Origin of the sequence: Streptomyces tardus, assembly GCF_018101125.2 — a bacterium.
GTDB lineage: Bacteria > Actinomycetota > Actinomycetes > Streptomycetales > Streptomycetaceae > Streptomyces > Streptomyces tardus.
On the sequence record NZ_JAELVF020000001.1, the window covers coordinates 3,383,807 to 3,410,292 of the forward strand.

21 protein-coding genes are annotated in these 26,486 nt (G+C 72.5%); 4 read left to right on the forward strand and 17 right to left on the reverse strand.

What is annotated here, in order from left to right; translation table 11 throughout:
• Positions 1-198 precede the first annotated feature (198 nt).
• Complete coding sequence (locus JGS22_RS14500; RefSeq protein ID WP_211038581.1) at positions 199-474, reverse strand: hypothetical protein; 276 nt, start codon at positions 472-474, stop codon at positions 199-201.
• Between the two features lie 215 nt (positions 475-689).
• Between JGS22_RS14500 and JGS22_RS14505 the strand changes: the two genes are divergently transcribed.
• Positions 690-968: a hypothetical protein gene (locus tag JGS22_RS14505; RefSeq protein ID WP_211038580.1), complete on the forward strand. Its 279-nt coding sequence runs from the start codon at positions 690-692 to the stop codon at positions 966-968.
• A gap of 135 nt (positions 969-1,103) precedes the next feature.
• Positions 1,104-2,930: a glutamine--fructose-6-phosphate transaminase (isomerizing) gene (glmS, locus tag JGS22_RS14510; protein ID WP_211038579.1), complete on the forward strand. Its 1,827-nt coding sequence runs from the start codon at positions 1,104-1,106 to the stop codon at positions 2,928-2,930.
• Positions 2,931-3,262: 332 nt separating this feature from the next.
• Here the strand turns inward: glmS and JGS22_RS14515 are convergent, their stop codons facing one another.
• The 8 genes from JGS22_RS14515 to JGS22_RS14550 all read right to left on the reverse strand — a co-directional run bounded on the left by JGS22_RS14515 (position 3,263) and on the right by JGS22_RS14550 (position 11,515).
• Positions 3,263-4,150: an acyl-CoA thioesterase gene (locus JGS22_RS14515; RefSeq protein WP_211038578.1), complete on the reverse strand. Its 888-nt coding sequence runs from the start codon at positions 4,148-4,150 to the stop codon at positions 3,263-3,265.
• 122 nt (positions 4,151-4,272) lie between these two features.
• Positions 4,273-5,430 (reverse strand): acyl-CoA dehydrogenase family protein, encoded by a 1,158-nt coding sequence (locus JGS22_RS14520; protein ID WP_211038577.1) that lies wholly within the window; start codon positions 5,428-5,430, stop codon positions 4,273-4,275.
• A 156-nt stretch (positions 5,431-5,586) separates the two neighbouring features.
• Positions 5,587-6,333, reverse strand: a complete 747-nt coding sequence (locus JGS22_RS14525) for a class I SAM-dependent DNA methyltransferase (RefSeq protein ID WP_211038575.1) — start codon at positions 6,331-6,333, stop codon at positions 5,587-5,589.
• 81 nt (positions 6,334-6,414) lie between these two features.
• The gene (locus JGS22_RS14530; RefSeq protein ID WP_211038574.1) at positions 6,415-7,605 is read right to left on the reverse strand and encodes an FAD-dependent monooxygenase; all 1,191 of its coding nucleotides are present in this window, start codon (positions 7,603-7,605) and stop codon (positions 6,415-6,417) included.
• Positions 7,595-8,707, reverse strand: a complete 1,113-nt coding sequence (locus JGS22_RS14535) for a 3-dehydroquinate synthase II (RefSeq protein WP_211038572.1) — start codon at positions 8,705-8,707, stop codon at positions 7,595-7,597. Before JGS22_RS14535 ends, JGS22_RS14530 begins: the two co-directional genes overlap by 11 nt.
• Positions 8,679-9,539 carry a 2-amino-3,7-dideoxy-D-threo-hept-6-ulosonate synthase gene (locus JGS22_RS14540; protein WP_211038570.1) on the reverse strand — a complete coding sequence of 287 codons (861 nt, stop codon included), beginning with the start codon at positions 9,537-9,539 and terminating at the stop codon, positions 8,679-8,681. Before JGS22_RS14540 ends, JGS22_RS14535 begins: the two co-directional genes overlap by 29 nt.
• The gene (locus JGS22_RS14545; RefSeq protein WP_308405672.1) at positions 9,536-11,191 is read right to left on the reverse strand and encodes a class I adenylate-forming enzyme family protein; all 1,656 of its coding nucleotides are present in this window, start codon (positions 11,189-11,191) and stop codon (positions 9,536-9,538) included. The genes JGS22_RS14540 and JGS22_RS14545 overlap by 4 nt, the downstream gene beginning before the upstream one ends.
• Before the next feature lie 150 nt (positions 11,192-11,341).
• Positions 11,342-11,515 (reverse strand): thiazolylpeptide-type bacteriocin, encoded by a 174-nt coding sequence (locus JGS22_RS14550; protein WP_211038566.1) that lies wholly within the window; start codon positions 11,513-11,515, stop codon positions 11,342-11,344.
• Positions 11,516-11,735: 220 nt separating this feature from the next.
• Between JGS22_RS14550 and mhpA the strand changes: the two genes are divergently transcribed.
• On the forward strand, positions 11,736-13,613 hold the full coding sequence (gene mhpA / locus JGS22_RS14555; protein WP_211038564.1) for a bifunctional 3-(3-hydroxy-phenyl)propionate/3-hydroxycinnamic acid hydroxylase MhpA: 1,878 nt from the start codon (positions 11,736-11,738) through the stop codon (positions 13,611-13,613).
• Between the two features lie 160 nt (positions 13,614-13,773).
• Here the strand turns inward: mhpA and JGS22_RS14560 are convergent, their stop codons facing one another.
• From JGS22_RS14560 to JGS22_RS14595, 8 genes are read right to left on the reverse strand one after another with little or no spacing between them, the layout of a single operon-like run.
• Positions 13,774-14,511, reverse strand: coding sequence for an ABC transporter permease (locus JGS22_RS14560; RefSeq protein WP_211038562.1), 738 nt, complete (start codon positions 14,509-14,511; stop codon positions 13,774-13,776).
• A gap of 17 nt (positions 14,512-14,528) precedes the next feature.
• The gene (locus JGS22_RS14565) at positions 14,529-15,449 is read right to left on the reverse strand and encodes an ABC transporter ATP-binding protein (protein WP_308405673.1); all 921 of its coding nucleotides are present in this window, start codon (positions 15,447-15,449) and stop codon (positions 14,529-14,531) included.
• The gene (locus tag JGS22_RS14570; RefSeq protein WP_211038560.1) at positions 15,446-16,444 is read right to left on the reverse strand and encodes a thiopeptide-type bacteriocin biosynthesis protein; all 999 of its coding nucleotides are present in this window, start codon (positions 16,442-16,444) and stop codon (positions 15,446-15,448) included. The genes JGS22_RS14565 and JGS22_RS14570 overlap by 4 nt, the downstream gene beginning before the upstream one ends.
• An 11-nt stretch (positions 16,445-16,455) precedes the next feature.
• Complete coding sequence (locus tag JGS22_RS14575) at positions 16,456-17,973, reverse strand: hypothetical protein (protein ID WP_211038558.1); 1,518 nt, start codon at positions 17,971-17,973, stop codon at positions 16,456-16,458.
• 10 nt (positions 17,974-17,983) lie between these two features.
• Positions 17,984-19,894, reverse strand: coding sequence for a TOMM precursor leader peptide-binding protein (locus JGS22_RS14580; protein ID WP_211038557.1), 1,911 nt, complete (start codon positions 19,892-19,894; stop codon positions 17,984-17,986).
• Positions 19,891-21,795, reverse strand: coding sequence for a hypothetical protein (locus JGS22_RS14585; RefSeq protein ID WP_211038555.1), 1,905 nt, complete (start codon positions 21,793-21,795; stop codon positions 19,891-19,893). Before JGS22_RS14585 ends, JGS22_RS14580 begins: the two co-directional genes overlap by 4 nt.
• Positions 21,792-24,401: a lantibiotic dehydratase family protein gene (locus JGS22_RS14590; protein WP_211038552.1), complete on the reverse strand. Its 2,610-nt coding sequence runs from the start codon at positions 24,399-24,401 to the stop codon at positions 21,792-21,794. Before JGS22_RS14590 ends, JGS22_RS14585 begins: the two co-directional genes overlap by 4 nt.
• On the reverse strand, positions 24,398-25,516 hold the full coding sequence (locus JGS22_RS14595) for a hypothetical protein (protein WP_308405674.1): 1,119 nt from the start codon (positions 25,514-25,516) through the stop codon (positions 24,398-24,400). Before JGS22_RS14595 ends, JGS22_RS14590 begins: the two co-directional genes overlap by 4 nt.
• Before the next feature lie 287 nt (positions 25,517-25,803).
• On the opposite strand from JGS22_RS14595, the gene JGS22_RS14600 reads away from it, so the two are divergent.
• The gene (locus JGS22_RS14600) at positions 25,804-26,391 is read left to right on the forward strand and encodes a hypothetical protein (protein WP_211038550.1); all 588 of its coding nucleotides are present in this window, start codon (positions 25,804-25,806) and stop codon (positions 26,389-26,391) included.
• The last annotated feature ends 95 nt before the right edge of the window (positions 26,392-26,486 follow it).

Below are 26,486 nucleotides of genomic sequence, written 5' to 3' on the forward strand. Positions count from 1 at the left end.
AGCCTTTCGACGAGTGAGGGCCTGAACGGCTGATGGTGCCCGGCCGGGCGCCTGCCCCCACGGGGACGGGTGCCCGGCCGGTGCTCGTCCCCGTGGCGGAAACGGGTGCGCGGGCGGAACGGGCGGTCCGGCGGGGGCGAGTTCCGGACGGTGAGCATCTGCCTGCCGGCGGTCAACTCCGCTCGGGGCGCCCGTGGTTCACCCGCTGACGAGGAGGAAGAGCGCCCCGGCGGCCAGCAGCAGCCCGAAGGCGAACCTCGCGCCCGCGCCCGGATAGCCGCCGCGTCCCACCCGCCAGGCGAGCGCGACCACCGGCAGCAGCCAACCGGCCGCGTACAGGCTCCAGCCGACGCCGTGGCCGGCGCCGGAGGGCGGGCCCAGGGCGAAGCACATGGCCGCGGCGACGGTGAAGCAGACCGGCGATGCCCACAGATAGCGCTGAACCGTTTCCTCCAGCACCGCTTCGCGGCCCACCGGTACGCCCTTTCCGTCGGCGCCCCGGTCTCCCGGCCGCGCGCCAAGTCCTGCGCGGCGACGGCCGCGACCTCGCAGCCTCACAGCCGGCCACGGGTGCGCACATCGTGCTGCCGCAGGAGGAGCACCCCCGCCGTTCGGCGGGTCGAGTGGATACGTGCCCGAAAGCGGGCAGATTTCTTGCGAAGTCCGATCGCGCTGCGCAGTATCGACTCGTGCTCGAACGCCGCCCGTCGTCCCACGACGATCTCGTCGACCACCTGGTCCGCACCACCCCGCTGCACCGCGGGGAGGCGGCCCGCGTGGTGCTCGACGTACTGGCGTACTTCGACGAGACGATCGAGGAGTACGTACGCCGGCGCCATCGTGAGATGCAGTCGCGCGGACTGACCAACCCGGTCATCTTCGAGCGGATCAGCCAGGAGCTGCCGCACCGCGCGGTGGCTCCGCCGCAGCTCTCGCTGCGCCAGCTGCGCCGCGTCGTCTACGGCTGAGTCGGCGCCCACGGCCGCAAACGGCTGAGTCGGCCGCAACAGCCGCAACGGTTGAGGCCGGGGACGGCGGACGCTCCGACCCGCGTCGGCCGCCCCGGTGTTCGGGCACACCACGCAACGGACGGGAGAAGCGACATGTGCGGGATCGTCGGATACATCGGCAGGCGGGATGTGGCACCGCTGCTGCTGGAGGGCCTTCAGCGGCTGGAGTACCGGGGCTACGACTCGGCCGGGATCGCCATTCACGGCGACGGCACCGGACGCAACGGCGGGCTGCGTACGGCCAGGGCCACCGGGCGGGTGCGCGAGCTGGAGGCCCGGCTGCCCAAGCGCTTCACCGGCACGGCCGGCATCGCGCACACCCGCTGGGCCACCCACGGCGCGCCCTGCGACGAGAACGCGCACCCCCACCAGGACGCCGACGGCAAGATCGCCCTCGTCCACAACGGCATCATCGACAACGCCGCCGAACTGCGCGCCCGGCTGGAGTCCGAGGGCGTGGTCTTCACCTCCGAGACCGACACCGAGACCCTCGCCCACCTCATCGCGCGCTCCCGGGCCGAGACGCTGGAGGAGAAGGTCCGCGAGGCGCTCCGGCTGGTCGAGGGCACCTACGGGATCGCGGTCCTGCACGCCGACTTCCCCGACCGCATCGTCGTCGCCCGCAACGGCTCCCCGGTGGTGCTCGGCCTCGGCGAGCACGAGATGTTCGTGGCCTCCGACGTCGCCGCGCTCGTCTCGCACACCCGCCAGGTCATCACCCTGGACGACGGCGAGATGGCCACCATCAAGGCGGACGACTACCGCACGTACACCACCGAGGGCAGCCGCACCGCCGCCGCGCCGGAGACGGTGGACTGGGTGGCCGAGTCCTACGACATGGCCGGCCACGACACGTACATGCACAAGGAGATCACCGAGCAGGCCGACGCGGTCGACCGCGTGCTGCGCGGCCGGATCGACGACCGGTTCGCGACCGTACGGCTCGGCGGCCTCAACCTCGACGCCAGGGAGGCCCGTTCGGTACGGCGGGTCAAGATCCTCGGCTGCGGCTCGGCGTACCACGCGGGACTGATCGGCGCCCAGCTGATCGAGGAGCTGGCGCGCATTCCGGCGGACGCGGAGCCGGCCAGCGAGTTCCGCTACCGCAACGCGGTGGTCGACCCGGACACCCTCTACATCGCGGTCAGCCAGTCCGGCGAGACCTACGACACCCTCGCCGCCGTGCAGGAGCTCAAGCGCAAGGGCGCCCGGGTGCTCGGTGTCGTCAACGTGGTCGGCAGTGCGATCGCCCGGGAGACCGACGGCGGCGTGTACGTCCACGCGGGCCCGGAGATCTGCGTGGTCTCCACCAAGTGCTTCACCAACACCGCCGTCGCCTTCGCCCTGCTCGCCCTGCACCTGGGGCGCATCCGCGATCTGTCGGTGGCCGACGGCAAGCGCATCATCGACGGTCTGCGCCGACTGCCCGCGCAGATCGCCGAGATCGTCGCGCAGGAGGCGGAGATCGAGAAGATCGCGGGGGAGTACGCGGACGCGCGGTCGATGATGTTCGTCGGCCGGGTGCGCGGCTACCCGGTCGCGCTGGAGGCCTCGCTGAAGCTCAAGGAGATCTCCTACATCCACGCCGAGGCCTACCCCGCCTCGGAGTTGAAGCACGGTCCGCTGGCGCTGATCGAGCCGGCCGTGCCGACGGTCGCGGTACTGCCGGACGACGAGCTGCTCGACAAGAACCGGGCCACACTGGAGGAGGTCAAGGCGCGCCACGGCCGTATCCTCGCCGTCGCCCACCAGGAGCAGGAGCGCGCCGACCACACCGTGGTGGTACCGCGCAACGAGACCGAGCTGGACCCGATCCTGATGGGCATTCCGCTCCAACTCCTCGCCTACCACACGGCGTTGGCGCTGGGCCGGGACATCGACAAGCCGCGCAACCTGGCGAAGTCCGTCACAGTGGAGTGAGCCGGCCGGCGGCGCGCGGACACCCCGGTGAGGGGCAACGCCGCGTGCCGCCCCGCCGACACGCCGCCTCCTCCACCCGAACACCAGGCGTGCTCCACAGTTCCTCTACGAAGCTACTCGGTCGTAGGCGGTGGATTGTGCGTTTGTGCCGGGCATATAGCTGGAGTACGCGCTGCCGGAGGTGGAGGTGACGGTCCACTTCTGGCAGCTCTGCGCCGGCGTTATGGGCGACGCCGGCGAAGGGGAGGCGGCTCCCGGCCCGCGTAGGTGGCACGCGGACCGGGAGCCGTCGCCCATGTCCGGGCCCGCCCGAGGCAGCGGGCGTGCGGTGTTCAGGCGCGCGGCACCCGTACGACGCCCTCCTGGATCACCGAGGCGACCAGCCGCCCGTCCGCGGTGAAGATCCGGCCCTTGCCGAGGCCCCGCCCGCCCTGCGCGGTGGGGGACTCCTGGTCGTAGAGCAGCCACTCGTCCGCCCGGAAGGGCCGGTGGAACCACATGGCGTGGTCCAGGCTCGCGCCCACCACGTCGCCGACCGCCCAACCGCCGCGCCCGTGCGCGAGGAGTACCGAGTCGAGCAGCGTCATGTCCGAGACGTAGGTGGTCAGGCAGATGTGCAGCATCGGCTGGTCGCGCGCACCGTCGAGCTTGCCGTTGGTGCGGAACCACACCTGGGAACGCGGCTCGCTCGGCCCGTTCTCCGCGGCGACGAACGGCGGGTCCTGCACGTAGCGCAGATCGACCGCGGCCCGCGCCTCCAGCAGCCGCCGCGGGATCTGCGGGTCCTGGAAGAGGTGCGCGTGCCGGGGCAGCAGCTCCTCCGCGGTCGGCAGCGAGTCGGGGGCGGGAGCGGCCGGCATCTCCTCCTGGTGCTCCATCCCCTCCTCGAACTCCTGGAAGGAGGCGGAGAGATGGAAGATCGGCTGGCCGTGCTGGACCGCGACCACCCGGCGGGTGGTGAAGGACCGGCCGTCTCTGATGCGGTCCACCGTGTAGACGATCGGGGCGCCGGGGTCCCCGGGGCGCAGGAAGTAGGCGTGCAGCGAGTGCGCCGGCCGGTCGTCGGGGACCGTGCGGCCGGCGGCGACCAGCGCCTGCGCCGCCACCTGCCCGCCGAACACCCGGGGGACCACGGAGGGGCGGCTGACACCGCGGTAGATGTTCTCCTCGATCCGCTCCAGGTCGAGCAGGTCGAGGAGCGAGTCCAGTGCGTCGGTCATGACGGGAGCCCTTGCGGTTCGTGCGGTGTACGGGTGCGCGCGAGGCGCCCGGGCGGACAGGGGTGTGCGCGCCGGGCGGGCGGAACCCGGCCCGGCGCGCACACCCCCGCCGGGGACTGCTGCTACAGGCCCATGGACTTGGCGACGATGGAGCGCATCACCTCGCTGGTGCCACCGTAGATCCTGGTCACGCGGGTGTCGGCGTAGAGGCGCGCGATCGGGTACTCCCGCATGTATCCGTAACCCCCGTGCAGCTGGAGACACTTGTCGATCACCCGGGCCGCCGACTCGGTGGTGAAGAGCTTCGCGGACGCGGCGTCGGCGACGGTGAGCTCGCCGGCCTCGTGCGCCTCCAGCGCCCGGTCCACGACCGCCTGCATGGCGTCGACGTCCGAACGGCAGTCGGCCAGCACGAACTTGGTGTTCTGGAAGGAGGACACCGACTTGCCGAAGACGGTCCGCTCGCGCACGTACTCGGTGGCGAACCGCACCGCGGCAGCGGCCTGGGCGTACGCGCCGATGGCGATGCCGAGCCGTTCCTGCGGCAGGTTGTGGGTGAGGTACTCGAAGCCCCTGCCCTCCTCGCCGAGCAGATCTGCGACGGGCACCCGCACGTCGTTGAAGGAGAGTTCGGCCGTGTCGGAGGTCTTGAGGCCGAGCTTGTCCAGGGTGCGGCCGACCGCGTAGCCCTCGCTGGAGGTGTCCACCACCAGGATGGAGATGCCGCCCCTGCGGTCCTCGGCGGAGGCGGGAGAGGTGCGGCAGCAGACCAGCACCCGGTCGGCCTGGACGCCGCCGGTGATGAAGGTCTTGGCGCCGTTGAGCACGTAGTGGGTGCCGTCGTCCGACAGCCTGGCGGTGGTCTGCATACCGGCCAGGTCGGAGCCGGTGCCCGGCTCGGTCATCGCGATCGCCGTCATCATCTCGCCGGAGACGAACGAGGGCAGCCAGCGCCGCTTCTGGTCCTCGTCGGCGTAGGAGAGCAGATAGGGCAGGCACAGCGCCGTGTGCACGCTGGAGCCGCCGAAGCTCACGCCCGCGCGGGCGCACTCCTCGCTGATCACTGCGTTGAACTTGAAGCCGCTCTCGCCAGCCCCGCCGTACTCCTCCGGGACCTCGATGCCGAAGATGCCCAGCTCACCGAGCTTGCGGTAGAGGCTGCGCGGGACGAATCCCTGCTCCTCCCACTGCGGGTAGTGCGGGACGACCTCGTCGGCGATGAACTCGCGGATGGTCTGGCGGAACGCCTCGTGGTCCTCGTTGAACACAGTACGCCGCATGGATCTCTCCCGGATGACGGTGGCAGCTTGCTCTCGGCGAGCGGCTAAGCGCTTGCTCAGTGAAGCTACCGACCGGTCGCCGCGCTGTCCAGGGCCGGCCTTCCGCCGACGGTGGGCGGGTTGGAGGCGCGGTGCCGACAGGAGAGGAGCGGCGGGTCAGCGCCCCGACGGGAGGGTGCCGACGAAGAGCCCCCGGAGGTTCGGCCACCCCGGGCGGAACTCCACCTCGCAGCCGGCCTCCCGGAAGGCCAGCCGGTACTCGTCCTCGGTGAACAGGGAGTACGTCTCGTACTCGGTGAAGTCGCGGATGCCCTCGGAGTCCGCGACGGTGTAGCGCACGGTCATCCGCGACACCCGGCCGTCGCCCACCGAGTGCGAGATCCTGCTGACCGCACGGTTGCCGTCCTGCGCGAGCGAGGCCGAGACGAACCCGTCGGCGAACTGCTCGGGGAACCACCAGGGTTCGACGATCAGCACGCCCCCCGGGGCGAGATGCCGCACCAGCGCCTCGGCCGCCGCGGTCAGTTCCGCCGTGTCCTTCATGTACCCCATGGAGAAGCAGAGGCACAGGACGGCGTCGAAGCGGGTGCCGAGGTCGAAGTCCCGCATGTCCCCGGCGTGCACGGCGTCCGCGGGCAGACGGTTCCGGGCGATCTCGCGCATGCCGGGCGAGAGTTCGAGGCCGGCGACCGTCCGGAAGTGCTGCCGGAAGCTCTCCAGATGAGCCCCGGTGCCGCAGGCCACGTCGAGCAGGGACTCCGCCCGGGGGGTGTGCTCCCGGACGATCTCCGCGAACCGGTCCGCCTCGGCCTTCCAGTCGCGTCCGCGCGCGCTGTGCACGAAGTCGTAGATCGCGGCGTGGTCCTCGCTGTACGCCGTCGGCACCCGTGTTTCCGCTGCCATCGCCTCTCCCAGATGTCGGCGTTCGCCGAACCCCGCCGGATTCGCCGAACGCGGTGGTGGTGCGGCCCCGTTCGGGCGTGCTCAGCCGGTCGCCCGGGCCACCGCGGCCAGGGTGTCGTACCCGTAGAGCCAGGCCTCGTCGCGGAGATCGCCCGCTCCGGCGAACGCGGTGTCGCGTTCGCGCTGGCGCGGACCGTCCGGCAGATGCATTGCCTCGGTGCGCTCCCGCGAGGACCTCTGGAGCAGGCCGGTACGGGTCGCGCGGACGGATGCGTACCGGTGCAGGGCCGCGGCCGGTGCGTCGGAACCGGACCGGACCAGGCAGGCGGCGAGCGCCATCGCGTCCTCGATCGCCTGGTTCGCGCCCTGGGAGGCGAAGGGGAGCATCGGGTGGGCGGCGTCGCCGAGCACCGTGATCCGGTCGGTGGACCACCGCTCCAGCGTCGGGCGGTCGTGCAGCGCCCAGCGGCCGACCGGGCCGGCGGCGGCGAGCAGCGAGGTGACCGTGCTGTTCCATCCCCGGTAGGCCGCGACCGCTTCGCCCGGTTCGGCGGTGCCCGTCCAGGACTCCTCGTGCCGCCCGTCGCCCGGGGCGGTCGCCGCGAAGCTCAGCGACCGGCCTCCGGACACCGGGTAGCAGACGCAGTGGCGGCCGGGCCCCAGCCAGACCCGGACCCGCGGCTCGCCCGCCGCCTCGGGCACCGCCTCCGCCGGGACCAGCCCGCGGTAGATGAACTGGCCGGAGAACTCGGGTGCGTCCCGTGTCAGTTCGGCACGCACCGTCGAACGGATCCCGTCCGCGCCGACGACCACGTCGGCCTCCTCGACGGTGCCGTCGGCGAACCGCAGGACGACGCCGTCCGGCCGCTGTGTGAGCCCGCTGAGCCGGCGGCCCGTACGCACCGGGCCCCCGGCGACGGCGAGCAGGGCGGTGTGCAGGTCGGCGCGGTGCACGGTGGTGTACGGGGCGCCGTAGCGGGCTTCGCACTCGGCGCCGAGCTCGGTGCGCGAGAGCAGCCGGTCGTCGTCCCAGCGCCGGATGTCCCGGGACAGGGGGTGCACGGCACGCTGCCCGAGTGTGTCGGCCAGTCCGAGCCGGTGGAGCAACCGGACGGCGTTCGGGGCCAGTTGGAGCCCCGCGCCGACCTCCGAGAGACGGTCAGCCTGCTCGTGCACCGTGCAGGGCACGCCGGCCCTGGTCAGTGCGGCGGCCAGAGTGAGGCCGCCGACACCTGCGCCGACGACCGCGATCCGGGGGTGACTACTGCTCACGGCAGAATTCGTCGATCGGATAGCCCACGTGCCGGTCCGCGGTCGGCAGATGGCCGAGCACCTTGTCGCCGGGACGCAGCTCCGTGCTGTTGAGCACCACCGCACCCGGGCCCAGGACCCGTACGTGCCAGTCGTCCTGGAGGATCAGGTTCACCGTCTGCCCGTTGGGGGCGACTGCGTCGACCGAGATCAGCGGCCGGGTCTCGATCTTGACCCGCCCCACCGTGACGGTCCTGGTGCGGCCCTTGGTGTCCACCGCGAGGACCTTGCTGCCCGAGGTCAGCTCGCTCAGGTACTGGGTCCGGCCGCGGTCGGCCACGGTGTAGGAGTGGATGGCGCCGGCGTTCACCCTGAAGGGACGGGTGGGCATGTACGGCAGCGGATGGGTCTCGCTGACGCACAGCATCATGCCCTTGGAGTGCGAACCGACCAGGATGCCCTCGTCCTTGCCCAGGTAGGAGCAGGTGTCCACGCAGGCGCGTTCGCCCATGCCGACGTGCGCCGTCGCGGTGACCTCCAGCTCGACCAGCTCCAGCTCGCCGGTGGGGGCGATGGAGACCTGCTTGAGGGCGGTGGCGTCGCCCACCGCGCGCGCGGGCATCAGCACGCCGTCGGAGCCCAGCTCCAGCACGCCGTAGATGATCTCGGCCTCCGCCACGTCGTGGGCGAGGGTGATGAGCGTGCCGGTGGCCTCGGCAGCGGCGGCGATGACGATCTCCAGCGGGATCTTCGTCGGGTCCCGGAAGTCCAGGACGCTCCAGCGCTCGGTGTTGGCCGCCACCACCGCCTCGTCCAGGCTCGCCGCGTCGGTGATCTCCACGTAGCGACCGAACTCCGCGGAGGGGTGGGCCTTCTGGGCCTCGGCCCGCTCCGCGGCGCCGCCGTGCAGGATGACGATGTCGGCGCCACCGATGTCGTCGGGAAGCTCGCCCGGCGGCGGCAGCAGGACCTTCTTCACGGTGGGCGGCAGGTCGAGCAGCTCGGCGGGATCGGAGGTGAGGATTCCGTCGATCCGCTGGTGCACCGCTTCCTCGACGACGGCGTCGACCTGCTCGGCGCTCGTCGTACGAAGGTCAAGCCAGCACAGTCTCTTGGCGTTCACTGCCGCGCCCTTCCGTGATCTGATCGGGGATGGTGGCCGAACCGGGGATGCGGTCGGGAAGACGGTGGACGACCCGGGCCACGCCGGCCGCCATCGCCCGGGGGTCGGGAGCCTGGAAGATGTTCCGCCCCATCGCCACCCCGGCCGCGCCGCCCGAGATCGCGTCCCGGACGAAGTCCAGCGCGTCCTCGGAGTCGCCCCGCCGCGGTCCACCGGCGCAGACCAGCGGGATGGGGCAGGCCGAGACCAGCTCGCGCATCACCGAGGGCGGGCCCACGTACGGGGCCTTGACGATGTCGGCGCCGAGATCGGCGGCGATGGTGACGGCGTGCGCGACCAGTTCGGGGTCGGCGGGGTTGGTGATCTTGGGACCCCTCGGGTACATCATGGCGAGCAGCGGGAGGTTCCACCGGTCGCAGCGATCGGCCACCGCTCCGAGGTCGGCGATCTGCCGCTGCTCCTCCAGCGAACCCATGTTGATGTGCATGCTGACCGCGTCGGCGCCCAGGCGCAAGGCGTCCTCCACACCGGTCACCATGTACTTCGCGTCCGGGTCCGGTGCGTGTGCGGTGCTGGCGTTGAGGTGCAGGATCAGCGAAGTGGCGGCCAGCCGTGCGGGGTTGATGTGGCGCAGGCTGCCCTTGTGGACGATGATCGCGTCCGCCCCGCCCGCGGCGAGCTGGCCGACCAGCCGGTCCATGGTCAGGCCCCTGGGCACCACGGGGCCGTCACTGATCGAATGGTCGAGCGGGACGAGGAAGAGCCGCTGCGGGTCGTGGCGGTACAGCCGGCGCAGCCTGAGGCCGCGGGCGAAGTGCTCGTGTGTGGTCATGGCGTTCCCTTCCACGGTGGGCTGGGCCGCTTGCCCTGTTGGGTCGTCGATCGCAGGCGCGCCCGGTCGGGCTTGCCGCGTTCGGTGAGCGGCATCGAGTCCCAGAACGTGATTTCCGCCGGCGCGTGCAGTGGTGACAGGTCGGCGCTGACGTGTGCGTTGAGTCGGTCGACCAACTCGTCGACGGAGCAGGGGTGTTCGGGCCGGCGCACCACCGCCGCGTGCACGTGCTCGACGCGGTCCGCGTCCTGCACGCCGTAGACCGCCGCCTCGCGGACGGCGGGGTGGGTCAGGAGCGCGCGCTCCACGGATTCGGGGTGGATCTTCAGCCCGCCGCTCTTGATGACCTGGCCACGTCGGCCGGTCAGCCGAAGATAGCCGTACTTGTCCCAGTGGCCCAGATCGCCGCTGCGCAACCAGCCGTCCGCCGCCTCCGCCGGGGCGGGGTCGGAGAGGTAGCCGTCCATGACGGTCGGGGCCCGGACGCAGATCTCGCCGACCTCGCCCCTGGCCACCTCGCGGTCGGTGCCCGGCTCGGTGATGCGCACCCGCACCCAGGGGAAGGGGCGCCCGACGGTGGGCAGGAGCTCGGGCTCCAGATGGTCCTCCGGGGTGAGGCTGCTGATGCCGCCCGCCTCGGAGGTCCCGTAGAGCTGGATGAGCGCGTCGCCGAAGACCTCGCGGGCCTCGGCGACGCGGTGGGGCGCGGCGGGCGTGCCGCTGTAGATCACGCGCCGCAGCGAGGAGAGATCGGGCCGGCTGCTCGCGGACTCGTCGGTGAGCCGGTAGAGGTGCGGTACGGCGAGGTAGGTGTCCGTGACCCGGTGCTCGGCGATCGTCCGCAGCACCTCGGGGGCGCGGAAGTCGTGGTGCAGGATCGCGCTGCCGCCGTCGGCAAGCACGGAGTCGACCATCGGGCCGATGGTGTGGCTGACCGGTGTGACGGCGAGGAAGACCGAGGGGGTGCCCGGCTCTGCGGTCCCGGGGAAGGAACCGACGATGCTGTTCCAGACGGCGTGGGACTGGCCGATGCTCTTCGGCTCGCCGGTGCTTCCGCTGGTGAAGGTGACCACGGCCCGGTGCTCGGGCTCGTAGGGCGGGAGGCTCGACAGCCAGGCGGGGTCGGTCGGTGCGGCCGGGTCCTGCGAGGCGTCGGCCAGTACGTCCGGGATGTGGCCGGTTCCGAAGCCGTAGCCCGCGAGGCGCAGCGACTGCCCGCTGCGCAGGCCCAGTTCGGCGGCGCGCGCGGCGTGTGCGGTGTCCGTGACGAGGATCGAGGCGCCGGTTTCGGCGATCACACGTGCCTGGGTGTCCGCGGAGAGCGCCACCGCGTCGGAACGGGGGTTGGCCGAGCGGAGGTGGACGACCGAGGCGCCCAGGAGGTGGGCGGCGTACCGAATTGTCAGCATCGCCTGATGATTCGGTTCTGTCAGGATTGCCACTGTTCCCCGAGCGCGCAGCCCGAGTCCTCTGAGTCCTTCAACCGCTGCGTGAATGGAAAGCGCCAGCTCCGTATTGCTGAGCGAATGCCCGTGAGTGCGGATTGTGGTTTGGGGCTTTTGTCGTGCCAAGCGCCGCAGAATCCGGTGGACATAGCTCTCATGCCCTGTCGAGGAGGCTTTCACGTCTTCGATCGGGAACGTCATGGACATCCGTTCAGGTGCAGCACTGCGAGAGGCGGTGCGAGCGCTTATCGCCGTTCTCGTGGGGCTGTGCCGGTACGCGGGGATCCTGTGCGCGCCTGTGCGCCGCGGAACCCGCGGGTGTGCAGGCGCACAGGCGCACAGTTCACTGCTCAGAGATCAGCAGCAGCAGCAGGACGACGAGGAAGAGGAGGAGGAGCAGCAGCTGGTGTCGCCGCTGGACGCGCCCATCTCGGGCAGCGCGACGCCGTCGGCGACCTCCAGGGTCTCCATCTCCTCGATGTCGAACGAAGCAAACAGGTCGTCGGTGTTCGTCGCGGTGGAAATGCTCATCGCGATTTCTCCTTCAGTGGGAGTTTCGCCAGCGGGTATGCTGGGTGTTGGCATCTTTACGGGTTCTTCACGCGCGCGGCAATCCGTCGGAGAGCAGCGCTGACATTTATCACGGGCTTGATTTTCACAGTCGGAACCTTGCCCTCCGCAACTGCCGGGTCCCACGGTGTTCGCACACGGCGAGGCGTCGCTGTCTGTTCATGAATGGAGACCGAGAGACATGAACGGTCCGTCCGAACCCACCGCGCGTGACGACGGCGACACGGACGCGGATGTACTGGTCATCGGCTACGGTCCCGTCGGCCAGGCCCTGTCCGTACTGCTGGCGCAGCACGGTTGGCGGGTGACGGTTCTCGAGCGGCAGCCGCGTCCCTACCCGCTGCCGCGCGCCGTGGCCTTCGACGGTCAGGCGTCCCGCCTGCTGGCCGCGGCCGGCGTGGCCGACCGCATCCGGCCGATCACCGAGCCCTCGCCCGACTACGTGGTGGCGAACGCCGCGGGCGGCGAGCTGCTCCGCTTCGAGCTGCGGCCCGAGGGGTACCACGGCTGGCCGGACTCCACCTCCGTGCACCAGCCGAGCCTGGAGGCCGCGTTGGCGGAGCGCGCCGGCGAACTGCCGGGCCTGCGGGTGGAGTGGGGCCGCCGGGCCGTGCTCGCGACCGACCTGGGCGAGACCGTCGAAGTGGTCACCGAGGACGTCCACAGCGGCGAGCGAAGTGCCTCGCGCGCGCGGTGGGTCGTGGGCAGCGACGGTGCGAACAGCTTCCTGCGCGACCGACTCGGCGTCGGCTGCGAGGACTTCGGCTTCTCGCTGGACTGGATGGCGTGCGACGTCGTGCCCCGGCGGGCCGAGGACTTCCCGCCGCTCAACCTCCAGATCGCCGATCCGGCACGCCCCCGGGTGGCGGTCTCCGCCGGACCGGGCCACCGTCGCTGGGAGTTCATGCGGCTTCCCGACGAGGACCCCGCGGAGTTCGCCACCGAGGAGAACGCCTGGCGGCTGCTGGCGCAGTTCGGCGCCACCCCGGCCAACGCCGCACTTGACCGCCACACCGTCTACACCTTCGCCGGGCGCAACGCCGAGCGGTGGCGGATCGGCCGCATGCTGCTGGCCGGCGACGCGGCCCACCAGATGCCGCCGTTCGCCGGCCAGGGAATGTGCTCCGGATTCCGCGACGCGGCCAACCTCGCGTGGAAGCTCGACCTGGTGCTGCGCGGTACGGCCGCCGAACGCCTCCTCGACACCTACGAGGAGGAACGCCGCGCTCAGGTGCGGTACTCCATCGGACTGTCGGTGCAACTGGGCAGGATCATCTGCGAGATCGAGCCGGCGCGGGCCGAGGAGCGGGACCGGGCCATGCTCCGGCCGCCGACCGGGGACGCAGGGACGGCTGGTGCGTCAGGGGCTGCGAGTACCGAGGGTGCGGCAGGTACGGCGGGTGTGGCAGGTGTAGCAGGTACGCCAGGTACGCCAGGTACGGCTGGGGAGGCGTCCCGGTCCGGTGGGCCCGGCGAGACGGGTGCGGCCCGGCCGCCGGCCCACGGCGCTCGCCCGCCGGGCGAGACGCTGGGACGGGGATTCTTCTTCCGGGGAGGCGGGGCGCCCGCCGGTCTGCTGGCCGGCCAGGCACGGCTCGCCGGGCCCGGCGGTGCCGGGACGGCCGCGCCGGCGGACGAGGTGCTGGGCGAGGGGTTCGTCCTGCTCTGCGCCCCGGAGCTGGTACACGGGGTGGAGCCGGAGCTGCTGGAGGAGCTGCGGCTCATCGGTGGCCGCGCGGTGACCGTACGGCCCGCCGACGGTCGGGCGGACGGCGGCGCCGTACCGCGGGAGTCGGACAGCCTCCTCGACATTGACGGCTTCTACCTGCCGTGGCTGGCCTCGCTCGGCGCCCGCGCGGTGCTGGTGCGGCCGGACCACTACGTGTACGGGGCCGCGTCCGACGCGGAAGGAGTCGCCGCACTGCTCCGCGACCTGACGGCCCGGCTGACGGCCTCCGAGGACGTCGACGGCGGCGACAGGGGCGGCGGCGACAGGGGCGGCGGCGACAGCAGTGACGACAGCGGTGACGAGGTGCCGGAGCCCCCGGCGCGCGGCTGACCCGCGCCGTACCGCCCCCGCCCTCCCCGCCGGCACGGCCCGTACCGCTCGTCCGGCCGCTGCCCGTCCGGCAGCCGTACCGCTCCCGCGCGGCGCGGGCCGGTCGCCGTGCGCGGAAGGCCGGCCGTGCGGCGGTGGGGCCCGACGGGGCCCGGTGGGCTCAGCGGAACCTGCGGCCCTCGTCGCGACGGTAGGCGAAGACGGCCAGCGCGCCGAAGAACAGGGTCCACACCACGAAGGAGACGATCGCGACCGGGTTGACGTCGAAGTCCCCGACGGTGGCCCACATCAACTCGACCGCGCCACGGGCCGGTACGAACGGTGCGATGGTCTGGATGAAACCGGGCTCCTCGCCGGGGGTGCTCAGCAGACCGGCGGCGAACGCCATCGGCAGGAAGATCAACTGCACCACGGCGAGCGCGGCCTTGGTCGACATGAGGTAGCCGATCGACAGGCCCATCATCGTGAACGGCAGCGAGGTGATCAGGACCGCGAAGATCGCCAGGACGAAGTCGAGGGGTGCGATGGTGGCCGGGGTGAACAGCGCCGCGATGATCACGACCGGTATCAGCGAGAGCATCATCATCGTGACGCCGGTCAGGATGCGGCTGGTGAACTGCACGGCCGGGCCCATGGGGAGCGTACGGGTGTACGGGTCCCACGGCTGCGCGCGGTCGTCGGAGACCCCGGTGCCGTGGCCGAAGAGGTTGCTGATCATGGTCGCGAAGACCACCATCGACGCGGTGGCGAGGGTCGCACCGGTCGGGTTGTCCCGCGTGTTGGGCACGACGAAGAAGACCAGGGACGCCGCGGGGAAGAAGGCCGCGCCCAGGATCGCGACCGGGATGCGGAACAGCTGGAGCAGCTGGTAGCGGGTGTGGGTGAGGGCGAGGTTCATGGTGGCAGCGCTTTCGGTTAGGAACGGGAGATCGTCAGGAAGGCTTCTTCGAGCGTGGCCTGTTGGACCTCCAGGCCGGAGAAAGCCACGTCCGACCGCACCAGCGACCTGATCAGTTGGTCCGCGTCGTGGGTCATCAGATGGATGCGCTTGTCGATGCGCTCCTCGCTGATGACACCGGGCAGTTCGGGGAGCTTCTCGGCCACCATGCTCACCCGCTGGACGTGGGCGAGGCCGCGCACCGCCTCGACGGTGTCGTCGGCGAGCACCTCGCCGTTGCCCATGACGACGACCCGCTGGGCCAGCGCCTCGACCTCCTCCAGGTAGTGGGTCGTCAGCAGCACCGTGCCGCCCTGGCTGTGGAAGTTGCGGATGTGGTCCCACAGCAGCCGCCGCGACTCCACGTCCAGGCCCGTGGTCGGCTCGTCGAGCACGACGAGCCGCGGCTTGCCCACGAAGGCGAGGGCCAGCGCGAGGCGCCGCTTCTGACCGCCGGACAGTCCGCCGCACTGGCGCTTGGCGAACTCCTCCAGGCCCAGCCGGACGAGGAGTTCGTCGCGGTTCTCGGGGTCGGGGTAGTGGGCGGCGACGAGGTCCACGGCCTCGGCCACCTTGAGGGTGGCCGGCACGCCGGTCTCCTGGAGCGTCATGCCGAGCCGCAGGCGGTTGGCGGGCACGGCGGGGTCGCCGCCGAAGAGCTCGACCCTGCCGGCGGAGGGCTTGCGCAGCCCCACCAGAGTGTTGAGAAGAGTGGACTTGCCCGCGCCGTTCGGTCCGAGCAGGCCGATCAACTCGCCCTCGCGCACGGTGAAGTCGACCTCGTTGAGGGCGACGGTGTCGCCGTAGCGCCGGGTCAGTCCGATCGCCCTGGCGATGACCTCCCGACCGTCGTCGGGTGTCTCGGGCCGGGTCTGCACGGCCGTCTGGTTGCTGGTCACTGCTGCTCCTTGTGAAGGGGGTGTGCCTTGCCCTGCGGAATGTCGGGGATCGCGGGGCCCGGGAAGAGGTTGGACAGCCGCGCGTACGTCTGGATCTCCTCGGTCACGTGCAGCGCGAGTCTGTTGTGCAGCATGTGGACGTGGGAGGAGACGACCTGTCCCGCGTGCAGTTCGGTGTGCTCCCGCACGTCGGCGGCCAGTTCGCGCAGCGCGTCCCGCCAGGGGCCGAGCGGGCCCGGGTCCTCGGGCAGCGCCGTCGCCGGTACGGTCGCCAGGCTCAGCCGGTCCAACTGCTGGTCGGAGTACCCGAGTCCGGCCGCCCAGGCGCGCCAGGAGTGCAGACCCAGGGCGTAGAAGACGGCCTCGTCGTCCTCGCCGAGAGCCTGCCCGGCCGCCCTGGTGGCGCGCAGCGCCAGCATCGCCCGGGCGCCGGAGGAGGGTTCGCGCCGCAGGAAGGCCAGGCACAACTGGCTGGAGAGCTGGAAGAGCCGCTCGGTGGCGGGCATCAGCTCCCGTCCTCCGTAGCGCTCGTACTCCGGGTGGTAGGCGAAGCGGTGCGCCCCGGGCGGGAGCAGGCCGCTCACCTCGTCATGGGTGGGACGGTCGCCGACGGCGGCCAGCCGGGCGGCGGCCGACTCGTACTCCTCCGGGCGCAGCCGCTCCTCTTCCCCGCGCGGCTCGCCGGCGGTGGCCAGGGCCTCGGTGAGCACCTTCTCGACCCGGTCCGCCTCGTCCTCCGCCAGATCGCGGAGTCGGAGGCGCACATGCGGTCCGCCGTGCCAGTACCGGATGAAGAACCACGGTCTGCCGGGCACCGAGGCGACCGCGGGGGCGACCACCTCGGTCACCACGCGGTCGCGGGCGCTCCGTTCGTCGGTGTCCAGGTGCAGGTGCCAGGCGTGCCAGTGGGCGTCCGGCTCCTTGTTCACCGGCCCGGCGAAGGCGGTGCCCGGCACGGTCTCCTCGTCGGCGGTCGGCCGTGACGTGTGCTCCATCGCTCTCTCCCTCACAGCCTCAGGTCGTACATCGGCCCGCTGAACCGCGGGGTTCCGGTGATGACGGCGCAGAGCACCATCTCGTCGGTGTCCAGACCGAGCAGCCGCTGCGCCGGAACCTCCTGGAACGCCCGTGCCGGCCGGGCGTACAGGCCGCTCGCCGCGGCGGCCAGCCCGACGCCCTGGGCGGCCCAACCGGCCGCGTACTGGGCGGCGGTGAAGGCTCCGGGGCCGAAGCGTTCCACCAGGGCCCTCGGGTGTGCCGAGAGGAACCACACCGCGGTCGCGTGCCGGATGTCACCCCCGTTGTAGGGGTCGACCCGGTAGGCGTAGTGGCCCTCCAGCTCCTCGGGAGCGCCGGAGCGGGCCTCCAGCAGCGAGGGTTCGCCGTCGTGCAGGCGGTACACCCCGTCGGCGTGGCCCTCGACGTCCTGGAGGACGCCGGTGATCCGCACCTCGTCCCACACCGCGGCGAGCGTGTCGCCCGGCGGCGGTACGGTCAGCCAGCGCGCGGCTGCCTCCAGCACCTCCGGGGAGACCGTGCGGCGGCGTCCGCTCATGCCGTACAGCCCGCGCGGCATCCGGCCCGCGCTGCGGCGCCACAGCACCTCGGCCCAGGAGGTCGCGGTCTGCGGGAGGTGCTCCGGCACCGCCGGGCCCAGGGGCTCCGAGAGGCCGAAGTCCTGGGCCCTGTTGAGGGTGACCGTCTCCGCCAGCACGGGATCGGAGACCCGTTCCGGAGGCAGCGGGTCCGGCACTGCGGAGGCGGCGGCACCGGGCGACGAGCCGTCGCCGGTCAGCTCCACCGCCAGCGGCAGCGTCCACTCCTCGTGCGGGGACAGGCCCAGCGCGTCCAGGTCGCGGCGGGCGCCCGGCCCGGGCAGGCGCAGCCGTCCGGAGAGGCCGAACAGCTCCATGCCGAGGCACAACTGGCGCAGGTTGATGCCGAGTTCGAGGTTGACCAGAGTGCCGCGGAACCACCGGTAGGAGTCCGGGAGGCGGGTGTACCGGCCCGCGAGGAGCACCTCCCGGCCCCCGGCCGCCGTACCGTCTCCGTCCAGCCCGGTCAGTGCGTGCCGGTACGGGTCGAGGACCTGTGCGCGCCCACCGTCCCGCACGAACACCTGCACCGGGAACTTCGCCCGGACCGACGGGTAGCCGCGGTGGTCGTTGAACGGGTTCTCCGGCTCCTTGCGCTGGATTCCGAAACCGGTGACCAGCGCGTGTCCGAGCGCGGTCGAGGCGTCCGGAGCGGTCGCCGGCCGGACGGCCGGATGCGCGGCGTGCTCCAGCAGCTCCGAGGTGCCCGGCGGCAGCGGCACCGAGGTCCCGCCGCGCGCCGACTCCGGCAGCGCGGGCGCGACCTCGGTGTCCGGCCGCGGTACGGCGAGGTGGTCGCGCTGTGCGGCCGGCGGCCAGTCGGCCCCGGTCGCGTGGGCGAACCAGCGCACGTCGCGGGACATGATGTCGACGTCCGCCGGTACCGGCGGTTCGGCCGGCGGGCCGCCGTGCTCGGTCGCTTGGGTCATACGGGCTCCGTCAGGGGAAAGGGTGCGGGTCGTACGGCACCGGCCGGTGCTCGCTGGGGGTGCCGGCCAGGGCCGCCGTCAGGCGCGGCAGGCCCGTCAGCCGCTGCTGGGCGTGGCCGAAGCACATCGGGACGATGCCGGGCACCGTGGCCTTGGCAGCGGCCAGACCGAGGTCGGTGTGGTCCCGGGTCGACTGGTCGACCAGCACGATCCGGTCCAGCCCCGCCTGCGCGTACAGGCCGCGGACGAAGTCCAGCGCGCCGCGCACTTCGCCCCGTGCGGCCCGTACGGCACGTCCCGGCCAGTCGGGGAACGCCTCGTCCAGCGCGACGCGCGGTCCGCCGAGGACGGCCGTCGCCCGCTCGCGCGCCTCCGGCAGGGCGTAGAGCCGGATGTGGTGGTCGAGTTCGTCGACCAGCCAGGGGTCCTCCAGCATCCGCTCGGCCTCCGCGCGATCCCAGCCCAGGGGGTCGGTGACGATCTGGCCCAGCTCCCACAGCGCGCCGCGCAGCGCGGAGCGGGGGTCGAGCCCCGACCCGGCCGCGGTGAAGGTGGCGGGGAAGACCTCCCGGCCGTTGACCGCGAGCGCCCAGACCACGGGCACGTCGATGTCCTGGGTGGCCCGGAGCAGGTGTACGCGGAAACCGCGGGACTCGATGAGTTCGAGCAGGCGCCGGGAGACCCGGTCGTCGATCGAGGCGTGCACGATCTCCGGCAGCGGGGCGGCCCGGTGGAAGCTCAGCAGGAAGGCGTCGCGCTCGGCCAGCTCCAGCAGCGAGTGCAGCGCCGCCTCCTCCAGGCTCGAACCGAGCGCGCAGCCGCTGGAGGACTCCTGGTAGAGGTGCTGCCTCGGGGCGGCTCCGTGCCGGCGGGCGCCGCGGTGGTCGCCGCGGTAGCGGTAGTCGTACTGGTAGAAGCCGATCTCCGCGGGGATCAGGGCGGGTTGGCGGGTGTCCAGGTCGTGGCCCCAGACCCAGTCCATCCGGGTCGTCTCCGTCACTTGCGCGATCCGGGCGGCGGGGTGTGCCGCCTGCTCCTGCGTGTACTCGCCGAACGCGGCGGGCGCCACCGTCTCGACGCCGGCCGCGACCAGCTCGGCGTGGGTCAGATCCGCGACCACCGGCGCCTGGTACGGGAAGCCGGACATCCGCTCGTACGCCTCCAGGATCGCGATCGGATCGGCGGCGGCGAACGAGGACTCCCTGGCGTACCCCATGGCGATGGCGTCGGGCAGTACGGCCATGCTCATCGCGAACGGGGCCAGGTGCTCCCGCTGAGCGGCGAGGACCGGACCGAAACGCGGGTCCACCACCCGGCGGCGCAGCGCGTCGCGGCGCAGCAGCCGGGAACCCTCGGCCGCCCGGCCGGGGTTGTCGCCGGTGGGACGCTCGTGCAGGACCAGCGGGGGCGGCGGTGCGTGCGGCGGCCGGTCCGGGACCTTCGGAGCGCACAGCGGGCAGTCGAAGTGCCGCACGACGCGGTGGCGTCGGACGCCGCGGTCACCGATGGCGTACAACTCGCCGGGCAGCAGCGGGCGTTCGGCCAGCTGCGCCACGGCAGCCCGCACCAGCTCGGGCAGGAACGGCCGCCGCGGCGCCACGCGCGCGGTGGCCGCGCCGAGGTCGCCCATGAGCGGGTGCTGCACGGCGACGCGGGTGCGCACCTCGGCGCAGCCCGCGCAGCCGGAATCCGTGCCGGGCACCCGCAGCGGGCCCACCAGCACCTCGTCCTCGTGGATCCGGATCGACAGGTGCTCCCGGTCGCCCGCGGCGAGCAACTGCTCGCGCTCACGGTCCAGTTGCCACCCCACGGTGACGGACACCGAGCCGCCGGCCGGCACGCGCAGCGGTTCGAGGGCCCAGCGCCACTCCTCGGGCAGTGCCTCGTGCGGGACGGGGAGCGCGTCCGGTGCCACGGTCATCGTGCGGTCTCCGCGGTGACCTCTCCGGACCACAGCGCGGCCGTGCCGAGCACTGCGTCGGGGGCGTGCACCACACCTTCGTAGCGCAGGCCGCGCCCGTCGGCGAGCGCGACGACCTGGTCGCGCAGCGCGGCCCGTGCGGCGTCGTCGAGGAAGAGCAGGGCGTCGGTGTGCACACCACCGGGCACCCGTGCGCCGCCGCCGTGCGCGCGCGTCTGGGCGTCCGCCAGGACGGCGCCGAGCGCGCCCTGTGCGGCGGCGGGGCCGTCCGGGCCCCAGCTCAGTCCGGTGTACGACTCCGAGCCGGCCTCCGCGGTCACGCGGGCCAGCCGCCAGTCGAGCCCCGGATGACGCAGCAGCGTGACGGTGTGCGTCTTCAGGCCCTCGTCGGCCAGCGCCCGTGCGAACCGCAGCGCCTCGGGGGAGAGTTCGTCCTCGACGCCGTGCGAGGCGTACGACCTGGCGTCCTCCGCGAGCAGCCGCAGCGCGCCGTCGAGCAGCCACTGCTCCTCGGTCAGGCCCGCCGCCGCGACGCTCTTGTCGCTCTCGTCGGGGGCAGTGGCGCGCAGAGCGGCGAGCGCGCCCGCGACGGTCGCGGTGCGCTGTTCGCCCGCCCAGTTCACGAGCGAGCCGAAGCCGGCCGAGCGGTCGGCCGTCTCCCGCAGCGCCAGGGGCAGTTGCGGCAGGTCGAGTCCGGGCGCCCGGGTGAAGGGGCCGGTCCAGCGGGCGGTGAGGGCCACGACCGTCTCCAGCGCCTGCTCGGGCGTGGGCGCCGCGTCCGGGGCGGGGTTCTCGGCGACGGCCGCGGCGGACGGGACGGGTGCGGCGCTCGCAGTGGGTGCGGCGTTCGCGGCGGGTGTGGCGGTCAGCGCGCGGCGCACGGGCGCGTCGCCCGGGCGGGCGGGAGCGACGGCGATCGGCTCGGTGGCCAGATCGTCGCCGTACACCACATGTGCCCGGCCCGGCTCCGCGATGCCGGCCAGGGTCTCGTACAGCAGCTGTCCGGCGAGCGCCCCGGCCAGTGCGCGCGCGGTCGGGGCAGGCGGCGAACCGAGATCCTCGTCAGCGGCCCAGCGGGCGGCGCGAGTGACCAGGGCGGCCGACTGCGCGGCCTGTGCCGCACCGCGCACCGCGGGTCCGGCCAGCAGCACCCGCTCGTGCCACCACACCGGAACCACCGGAACACCGGCGGGCAGCCGGGCGGCCAACCCCGCGAGCGCATCGGCGCCGGTGTCGGCGCCGGTGTCGGGAGCGGGATCGCTGGAGGTGCGGTCGCCGGTGGAGTCGAGGGCGTACAGGACGGCGTCCAGTCCGTCGGGCAGCTCTTCGGGCAGACCGGCCGCGGTGGTCGCGACCACCCGAAGTCCCAGCCGTTCGGCGGTCGTTGCGACGGTGCCGGGGTCCTCGGTCGCGAGCGTCAGCTCGGTCAGCCCGGCCCGGTGGAGCCCCCGAGCGGCGGGCAGCACCGTCTCGGCGGGGCCGCACAGCAGCACCGCGGCAGCGCGCAGCCGCTCGAAGAGCGCGTAGGGGTCGTTCGTGGCGGCTTCCAGATGCGTCAGCGCCTCCGGGAAGCGCGCCCGTACGTCCTCCGGGGGCTCGGGCGCGGTGAGCGCCTCCAGATCGAGCATCAGCTCGTGTCTGCGCAGGTCGGACACGAGCTTGCGGACCACCGGGCGGGACCGCTCGCTGCGCAGCGCGGCGACCAGCGCGTCCTCGGTCGTCCCCGCCTCGAGGAGGGGCACGCAGACATCGGCGACCTGGTAGAGCAGCGCGGGGCCCTTGAGGACGAACTGCGCGCCCGGGCCGCTGAAGTACACCCCGTCCGGTACCGGCGCGTAGTGCAGGTAGGGACGGGCCTTCAGGGAGTTGGCCGTCGCCGTCGTCGGAGTCGTCGCGGTCATCGGGTCTTTCCTCCGTACTGGAACGTGCCGCCCGGAGCGCAGCCGATCTCCGCGATCCACTCCATGGCGTGCGGTCCGTCGGACACCCGGGGGAGGGCCTCCTCGAGGTAGCCCTCGCCCCGCCGCTGCACCATCTGCGGCAGCACCCGCACGCTCAGCGCGCTCGCCAGGTCGACGTACTGCGGCTTGTCCCGTCGGGTCTCGCCCCGCTCGCCGCCGTCCCCGGCGTTCGCCGCGGGCGGGTAGCCGTCGGCCGTCGACTTCAGGAGCACCTCTTCGGGCACGCCGTGCAGTTGGCGCCAGCGGGTCAGGGCCATCAGCCGGTCGTGCTCGGCAGGGCCGGCGGCCAGGGCGCGCTCCAGCTCCTCGCCGCCGTACCACCGGCGTCGGGAGAGCATCGCCGAACCGACGGAGAACCGCGGGCAGGACAGGGTGCCGCCGTCCCCGGCGCGTGTGGAGTGCCAGTTGCCGACCAGGCTCTCGCGCAGCTCGCCGCCGGCGGTCAGCCAGTTGGCCAGGCGCAGCGGATGGGGGTACATCTCCGGGTGGCCGGTCCCCAGGGTGAGGACGCGCAGCGGACGGCCCTCGGCGTCCCGGATCCCGAGGGTGTCCGTGTCCGGGTCGTGGGCGAGGCGCAGGGAGTACCAGTCGTCCGGCCGGAGCCCCTCGTCCAGTACCTGGGGGTGGGCGTTGACGTTGAGCCGGTGCAGTCCCAGATCCTCGACGAGCCGGGAGCCGTCCGCGCCGAACCACGAATCCAGCCGGTCCGCGAGGTGGGGCAGCGCCCGGCCGCCCAGCTCGCGGTCGGCGGCCAGGAAGCGCCCGTTGAGCATGCCGTGGCCCGCGTAGGCGTTGTTGAACAGCAGCTGTCCCTGCCAGGGCTGGACGAGGACGCCGTACAGCAGGGGGTCCCGGCGGAAGCGGTCGGGCAGCAGGGCCACCGCCTCCGCGGCCCGGGCGCTGGTCCACACCACGTCGACGCCGTCCTCGGCCGCCCTGGTGAGATCGGTGCCGAGTGCGTCCGCCACCTTCTCGCGCAGTTCGTACAGGCGGTCCAGTGAGCCGTCGGCCGGGCCCAGTCCACCGGCGGTGGTGGGGTCCTCGATGCTCAGGCCGCGCCGGTACATCTCGTTGACCAGGTATTCGGCGTGGTCCACCAGCGAGACCTCGGCACCTGCGCCGAACCGGTCCACGAACGCCGCGACGACCAGCGCCCGTACGTCGTGCATCAGGTCGAAGACGGACATCAGCGACACGCCCGCCGCCAGATCGTCCAGTTGGCGGCGCCATTCCGCGGTGCCCACCCGTACCGACTCCAGGACGGTGTCGTCCTCGACCACGATCTGGGCGGGCCGCTCGGCGACCCGACTCATGCCGGACAGGGACGCCTTGAGCCCTCGCAGGGCGGCGGGCCACTCGCCGGGCGGTGCGTCGGCCAGCTCCACCAGCCCGGTGCGGACCTGCGCCTGGAGGGCCGCGGCCTCCTCGGACTCGGTGCCCGGTGCCGCGAGCAGGTCGCCGACGTCGGCGTCGCCGGCCTCCGGCAGCGCCCGGGTGCAGAGGATGCCCTGCTGCGCCGCGCCGAGCACGGCCTTCAGACCCTGCTCGGGGGAGCAGCCGGTGCGCTCGACGACGTACGCCGCGACGTCGGCGATGCGCCGCGGTCCCATCGCGGTGGCGTCCAGCAGCAGCCGGACCAGCGGTGCCACCTTGGCGGCCAACCGCCGTACGCCGCCCGCGCCGTCGGGCCGCAGGAAGTACAACTGCCCGCCGTCCTCGGAGAGCTGGGAGGTGGGCGGCAGCTGGACGAGGGTGTCCGGGCCCGTCCGGCCCGCGCCCGTGTGGAGTCCGCCCAGTACGTGGTCGAGCATCACCCGGTCCAGACCGAGGCGGGGCACCGGCCGGCCGAACTCCGGCGCGTCCAGCGGCGGTCCGTCCGGCTCCGGGACGGCGAAGCCGACCGCGGTGAACCGGGCCATCGGGCTGGTGCGGACCATCGCCCTGGTGACGTACTGGACCAGTCCCCGCTCGGACTTGCGCAGTCGCGCGGTCAACGGCCTGGCGCCCGTGACCGCCTCGACGTACCGCTCGGAGCCCTCGGCCGCGTCGGGCGCGACCAGGGCCATGGAGCGTCGCAGATCGGCGTCGCCGAGCAGCGCGGCCAGCGTCCCGCGCTCCGCGGCGAGGGCTTCGGGGTGCAGCGCGGCGATCCGCTCACGGGCCTCGCTCCGCCGGGCACGGGTCTCCTGCCAGCGGGCCACGTCGGGGTGGTCGACGAGCAGCTCGGGCCGGGGAGAGGTGTCGTTGTGGATGGCCCGCCGGAGCGCGATCAGCCGACCGCGGGCGTCGCGGTCGGTGGCGTCGCCGATCAACCCGTAGAGCGCGTCCGAGCACCGGGCCGCGAGGTCCCGGACCTCGTCCTCCAGCCGCCCGAGGGCACCGAGTTGCGCCCCGAGGGCGGGGTCGGCCAGGCGGACGCGGCGCAGCGGGTTGATTCTCAGCATCCACAGCGGCTCCCCCTCGGGGGACGGCGCGGCGGTGTCGTGCGTCGCGGTGGGTCCAGCGGCTGTCGCGGTGGGCTCCAGCGGGGTGGTCTCGTCGGTCATGCGGGGCTCACCGGGGTCTCTCCCGCGGCACGGCCCATCCGGTCCTGCCAGGAGATGCCCAGCACCTCGTCGACGAGCTCGGCGAGGGCGTAGCAGAAGTAGTAGCGGTGCATCGGTGGGACACCGAGCAGCGGAAGCTGCTGGTAGAAGAGGTTGACCAGCAGCCGGTAGGAGGCGAACCACTCGTTCGGGCCGTCGTTCACTCCGGACGCCGCGACGGCGCTGTGGAAGGCGCTGGGCCGGTGGGCCGCGCGGCCGTCGCCGCCGGGCGGGCCCATCGTCTCGGAGTCGAAGCCGCCGCCGAGCCCGTCCACCTGGGCCTGGGTCAGCTGACCCTGCGCCACGGCGTGGTCGAATCCGCCCATGCAGTAGGCGAAGCCCCGGCCCCAGCGTGCGGTCAGCGGGTCCCCGGCGCCGGCGAGGGCCTGCTCGACCACGGGTCGCAGCCTCGGTGCGTCGGTCTTCAGCCGCCGGTCGAAGGCCGGGCGCGGGTCCGTTCTGGGCGAGGCCCAGGCCAGGAACGCCTCGGCGTGCGAGCGCATGGAGAACACGCCCTGGGCCGCACCCGCGCGATGGGCCGATGCCAGCGCGGCGAACGCCTCCGTGACGTGGACGGCCGCGCCGGCCGGGTCCCGGGTCAGGGCGTCCAGCGTGGAGAGCAGCGGAGGGGTCATCTGGTCGAGGGCCATGTCCCGCAGCCCCTGGAGGGGTTGCGGCCAGGTCTCGACGTCGCCGCTCCCGAGGAGTTCGACGGTTCCGTGCGCGCGCATCGGGAGATAGGGCGGAGAAACTCCTTCGAGCCTTCCTATTTCCCGGGCCTGCGCCAGATAGGTCTCCTCGTTGATTTCGTCGTCCGTCGAAACGGTTCCGAAATCAATGCGGCCGGCAATATCCGACCAGAGCGGAGCGGGCAGTCCGGGAGCCGGATGGGACACGATGTCGACGTGCGGCCCGTGGAGCCAGCCCCGTCGCAGATACACAAGCCCCGCGCGTTCCTCGCTCAGCGGGCGGACCAGCGGTACGACCGTTTTCACCAGCCATCGTGGCGTGATCGGCGCCCGGGAGTAGAGGCGCAGTCCCAGCGCTTCGGTCGCGTCGGTCTGAGCGCGGCTCACCGCAGCATCCATCGTCACACTACGAACCTGTTCGTTGGTCAAGGAAACAAAGAAAGCGACTGCCCGAAGAGAATGGAGGTCGACTGTCTTACCGAATTCCGACAAAGGCAGCGAACTACCCGTTCAGCATGCACGCACACCCCGGAAGTCACAATGAGTGGTCAGCACTCGCTGACATCTGTCACGTACTGCCCTTCTGTGCGGTCCCGACAATCGGTTGGTTGGGGGTTTTGGGTGAAATCAGTCCTGGTCGGGGGCGCGTCCGGTCTGCTTTGATGGTCCGGATGATGAGCACACCTCCTCGGTCGGAACCCCAGCGCGGAACCCGCGGCTCCGGGATGATCCTCACGTTCTTCGGCGTCGCCTGGTGGTTCGTCGGCACCGTCACCCTCGAAGGCGCGACCCGCGTCGCCGTCCTCGCGGTCGGGCTGGCCCTCGCGGCGGCCCTGCTCGTCGTCGCGATGCGGCGCCTGGGCACGGCCGGTGAGAAGGAGGCGTACGAGCGTGCGTACCGAACCCTGGTGTGGAGCAACGTGGCCCAGGGGTTCGGCATCATGGCGGTCATCGTCCTCGGCAACGTCACCGGGCAGCAGGGCTGGATTCCGGCCCTCATCGCGATCGTGGTCGGTGTGCACTTCTTCCCGCTGTCCCGGGCCTTCGGTCACCCGGAGTACCGGGGGACGGCTGTCGGGCTCATCGCCGTCGGAGCGATCGGTTGCGTCGCCGCGATCGCCGGCCTCTCGGTCCCCGCGGTCCTGACCCTGGTGGGCCTGTTGGCCGCCTGTGCTCTGTGGACGACGACGATCCGGCACCTGCGCGTCGACGCCGCTGCCAGATCCGAGCTGCGGCAGCAAGGTGCCGAGGCAGCTTCCTGATATGTGTCACGGACTCCGCGCTTGGATCTTTCGGTGCCGGAGAAGTGGGCTAGCTTGGCGGATCTACTGTCGGTGACCCTCTCAGCAGGGGTTTT

Coding starts and splice junctions, on each gene's coding strand:
- glmS (WP_211038579.1), top strand. CDS start 1,104: ATGTGCGGGATCGTCGGATACATCGGCAGGCGGGATGTGGCACCGCTG.
- JGS22_RS14515 (WP_211038578.1), bottom strand. CDS start 4,150: ATGACCGACGCACTGGACTCGCTCCTCGACCTGCTCGACCTGGAGCGG.
- JGS22_RS14520 (WP_211038577.1), bottom strand. CDS start 5,430: ATGCGGCGTACTGTGTTCAACGAGGACCACGAGGCGTTCCGCCAGACC.
- JGS22_RS14525 (WP_211038575.1), bottom strand. CDS start 6,333: ATGGCAGCGGAAACACGGGTGCCGACGGCGTACAGCGAGGACCACGCC.
- JGS22_RS14540 (WP_211038570.1), bottom strand. CDS start 9,539: ATGACCACACACGAGCACTTCGCCCGCGGCCTCAGGCTGCGCCGGCTG.
- JGS22_RS14545 (WP_308405672.1), bottom strand. CDS start 11,191: ATGTCCATGACGTTCCCGATCGAAGACGTGAAAGCCTCCTCGACAGGG.
- JGS22_RS14550 (WP_211038566.1), bottom strand. CDS start 11,515: ATGAGCATTTCCACCGCGACGAACACCGACGACCTGTTTGCTTCGTTC.
- mhpA (WP_211038564.1), top strand. CDS start 11,736: ATGAACGGTCCGTCCGAACCCACCGCGCGTGACGACGGCGACACGGAC.
- JGS22_RS14560 (WP_211038562.1), bottom strand. CDS start 14,511: ATGAACCTCGCCCTCACCCACACCCGCTACCAGCTGCTCCAGCTGTTC.
- JGS22_RS14570 (WP_211038560.1), bottom strand. CDS start 16,444: ATGGAGCACACGTCACGGCCGACCGCCGACGAGGAGACCGTGCCGGGC.
- JGS22_RS14575 (WP_211038558.1), bottom strand. CDS start 17,973: ATGACCCAAGCGACCGAGCACGGCGGCCCGCCGGCCGAACCGCCGGTA.
- JGS22_RS14580 (WP_211038557.1), bottom strand. CDS start 19,894: ATGACCGTGGCACCGGACGCGCTCCCCGTCCCGCACGAGGCACTGCCC.
- JGS22_RS14585 (WP_211038555.1), bottom strand. CDS start 21,795: ATGACCGCGACGACTCCGACGACGGCGACGGCCAACTCCCTGAAGGCC.
- JGS22_RS14590 (WP_211038552.1), bottom strand. CDS start 24,401: ATGACCGACGAGACCACCCCGCTGGAGCCCACCGCGACAGCCGCTGGA.
- JGS22_RS14600 (WP_211038550.1), top strand. CDS start 25,804: ATGAGCACACCTCCTCGGTCGGAACCCCAGCGCGGAACCCGCGGCTCC.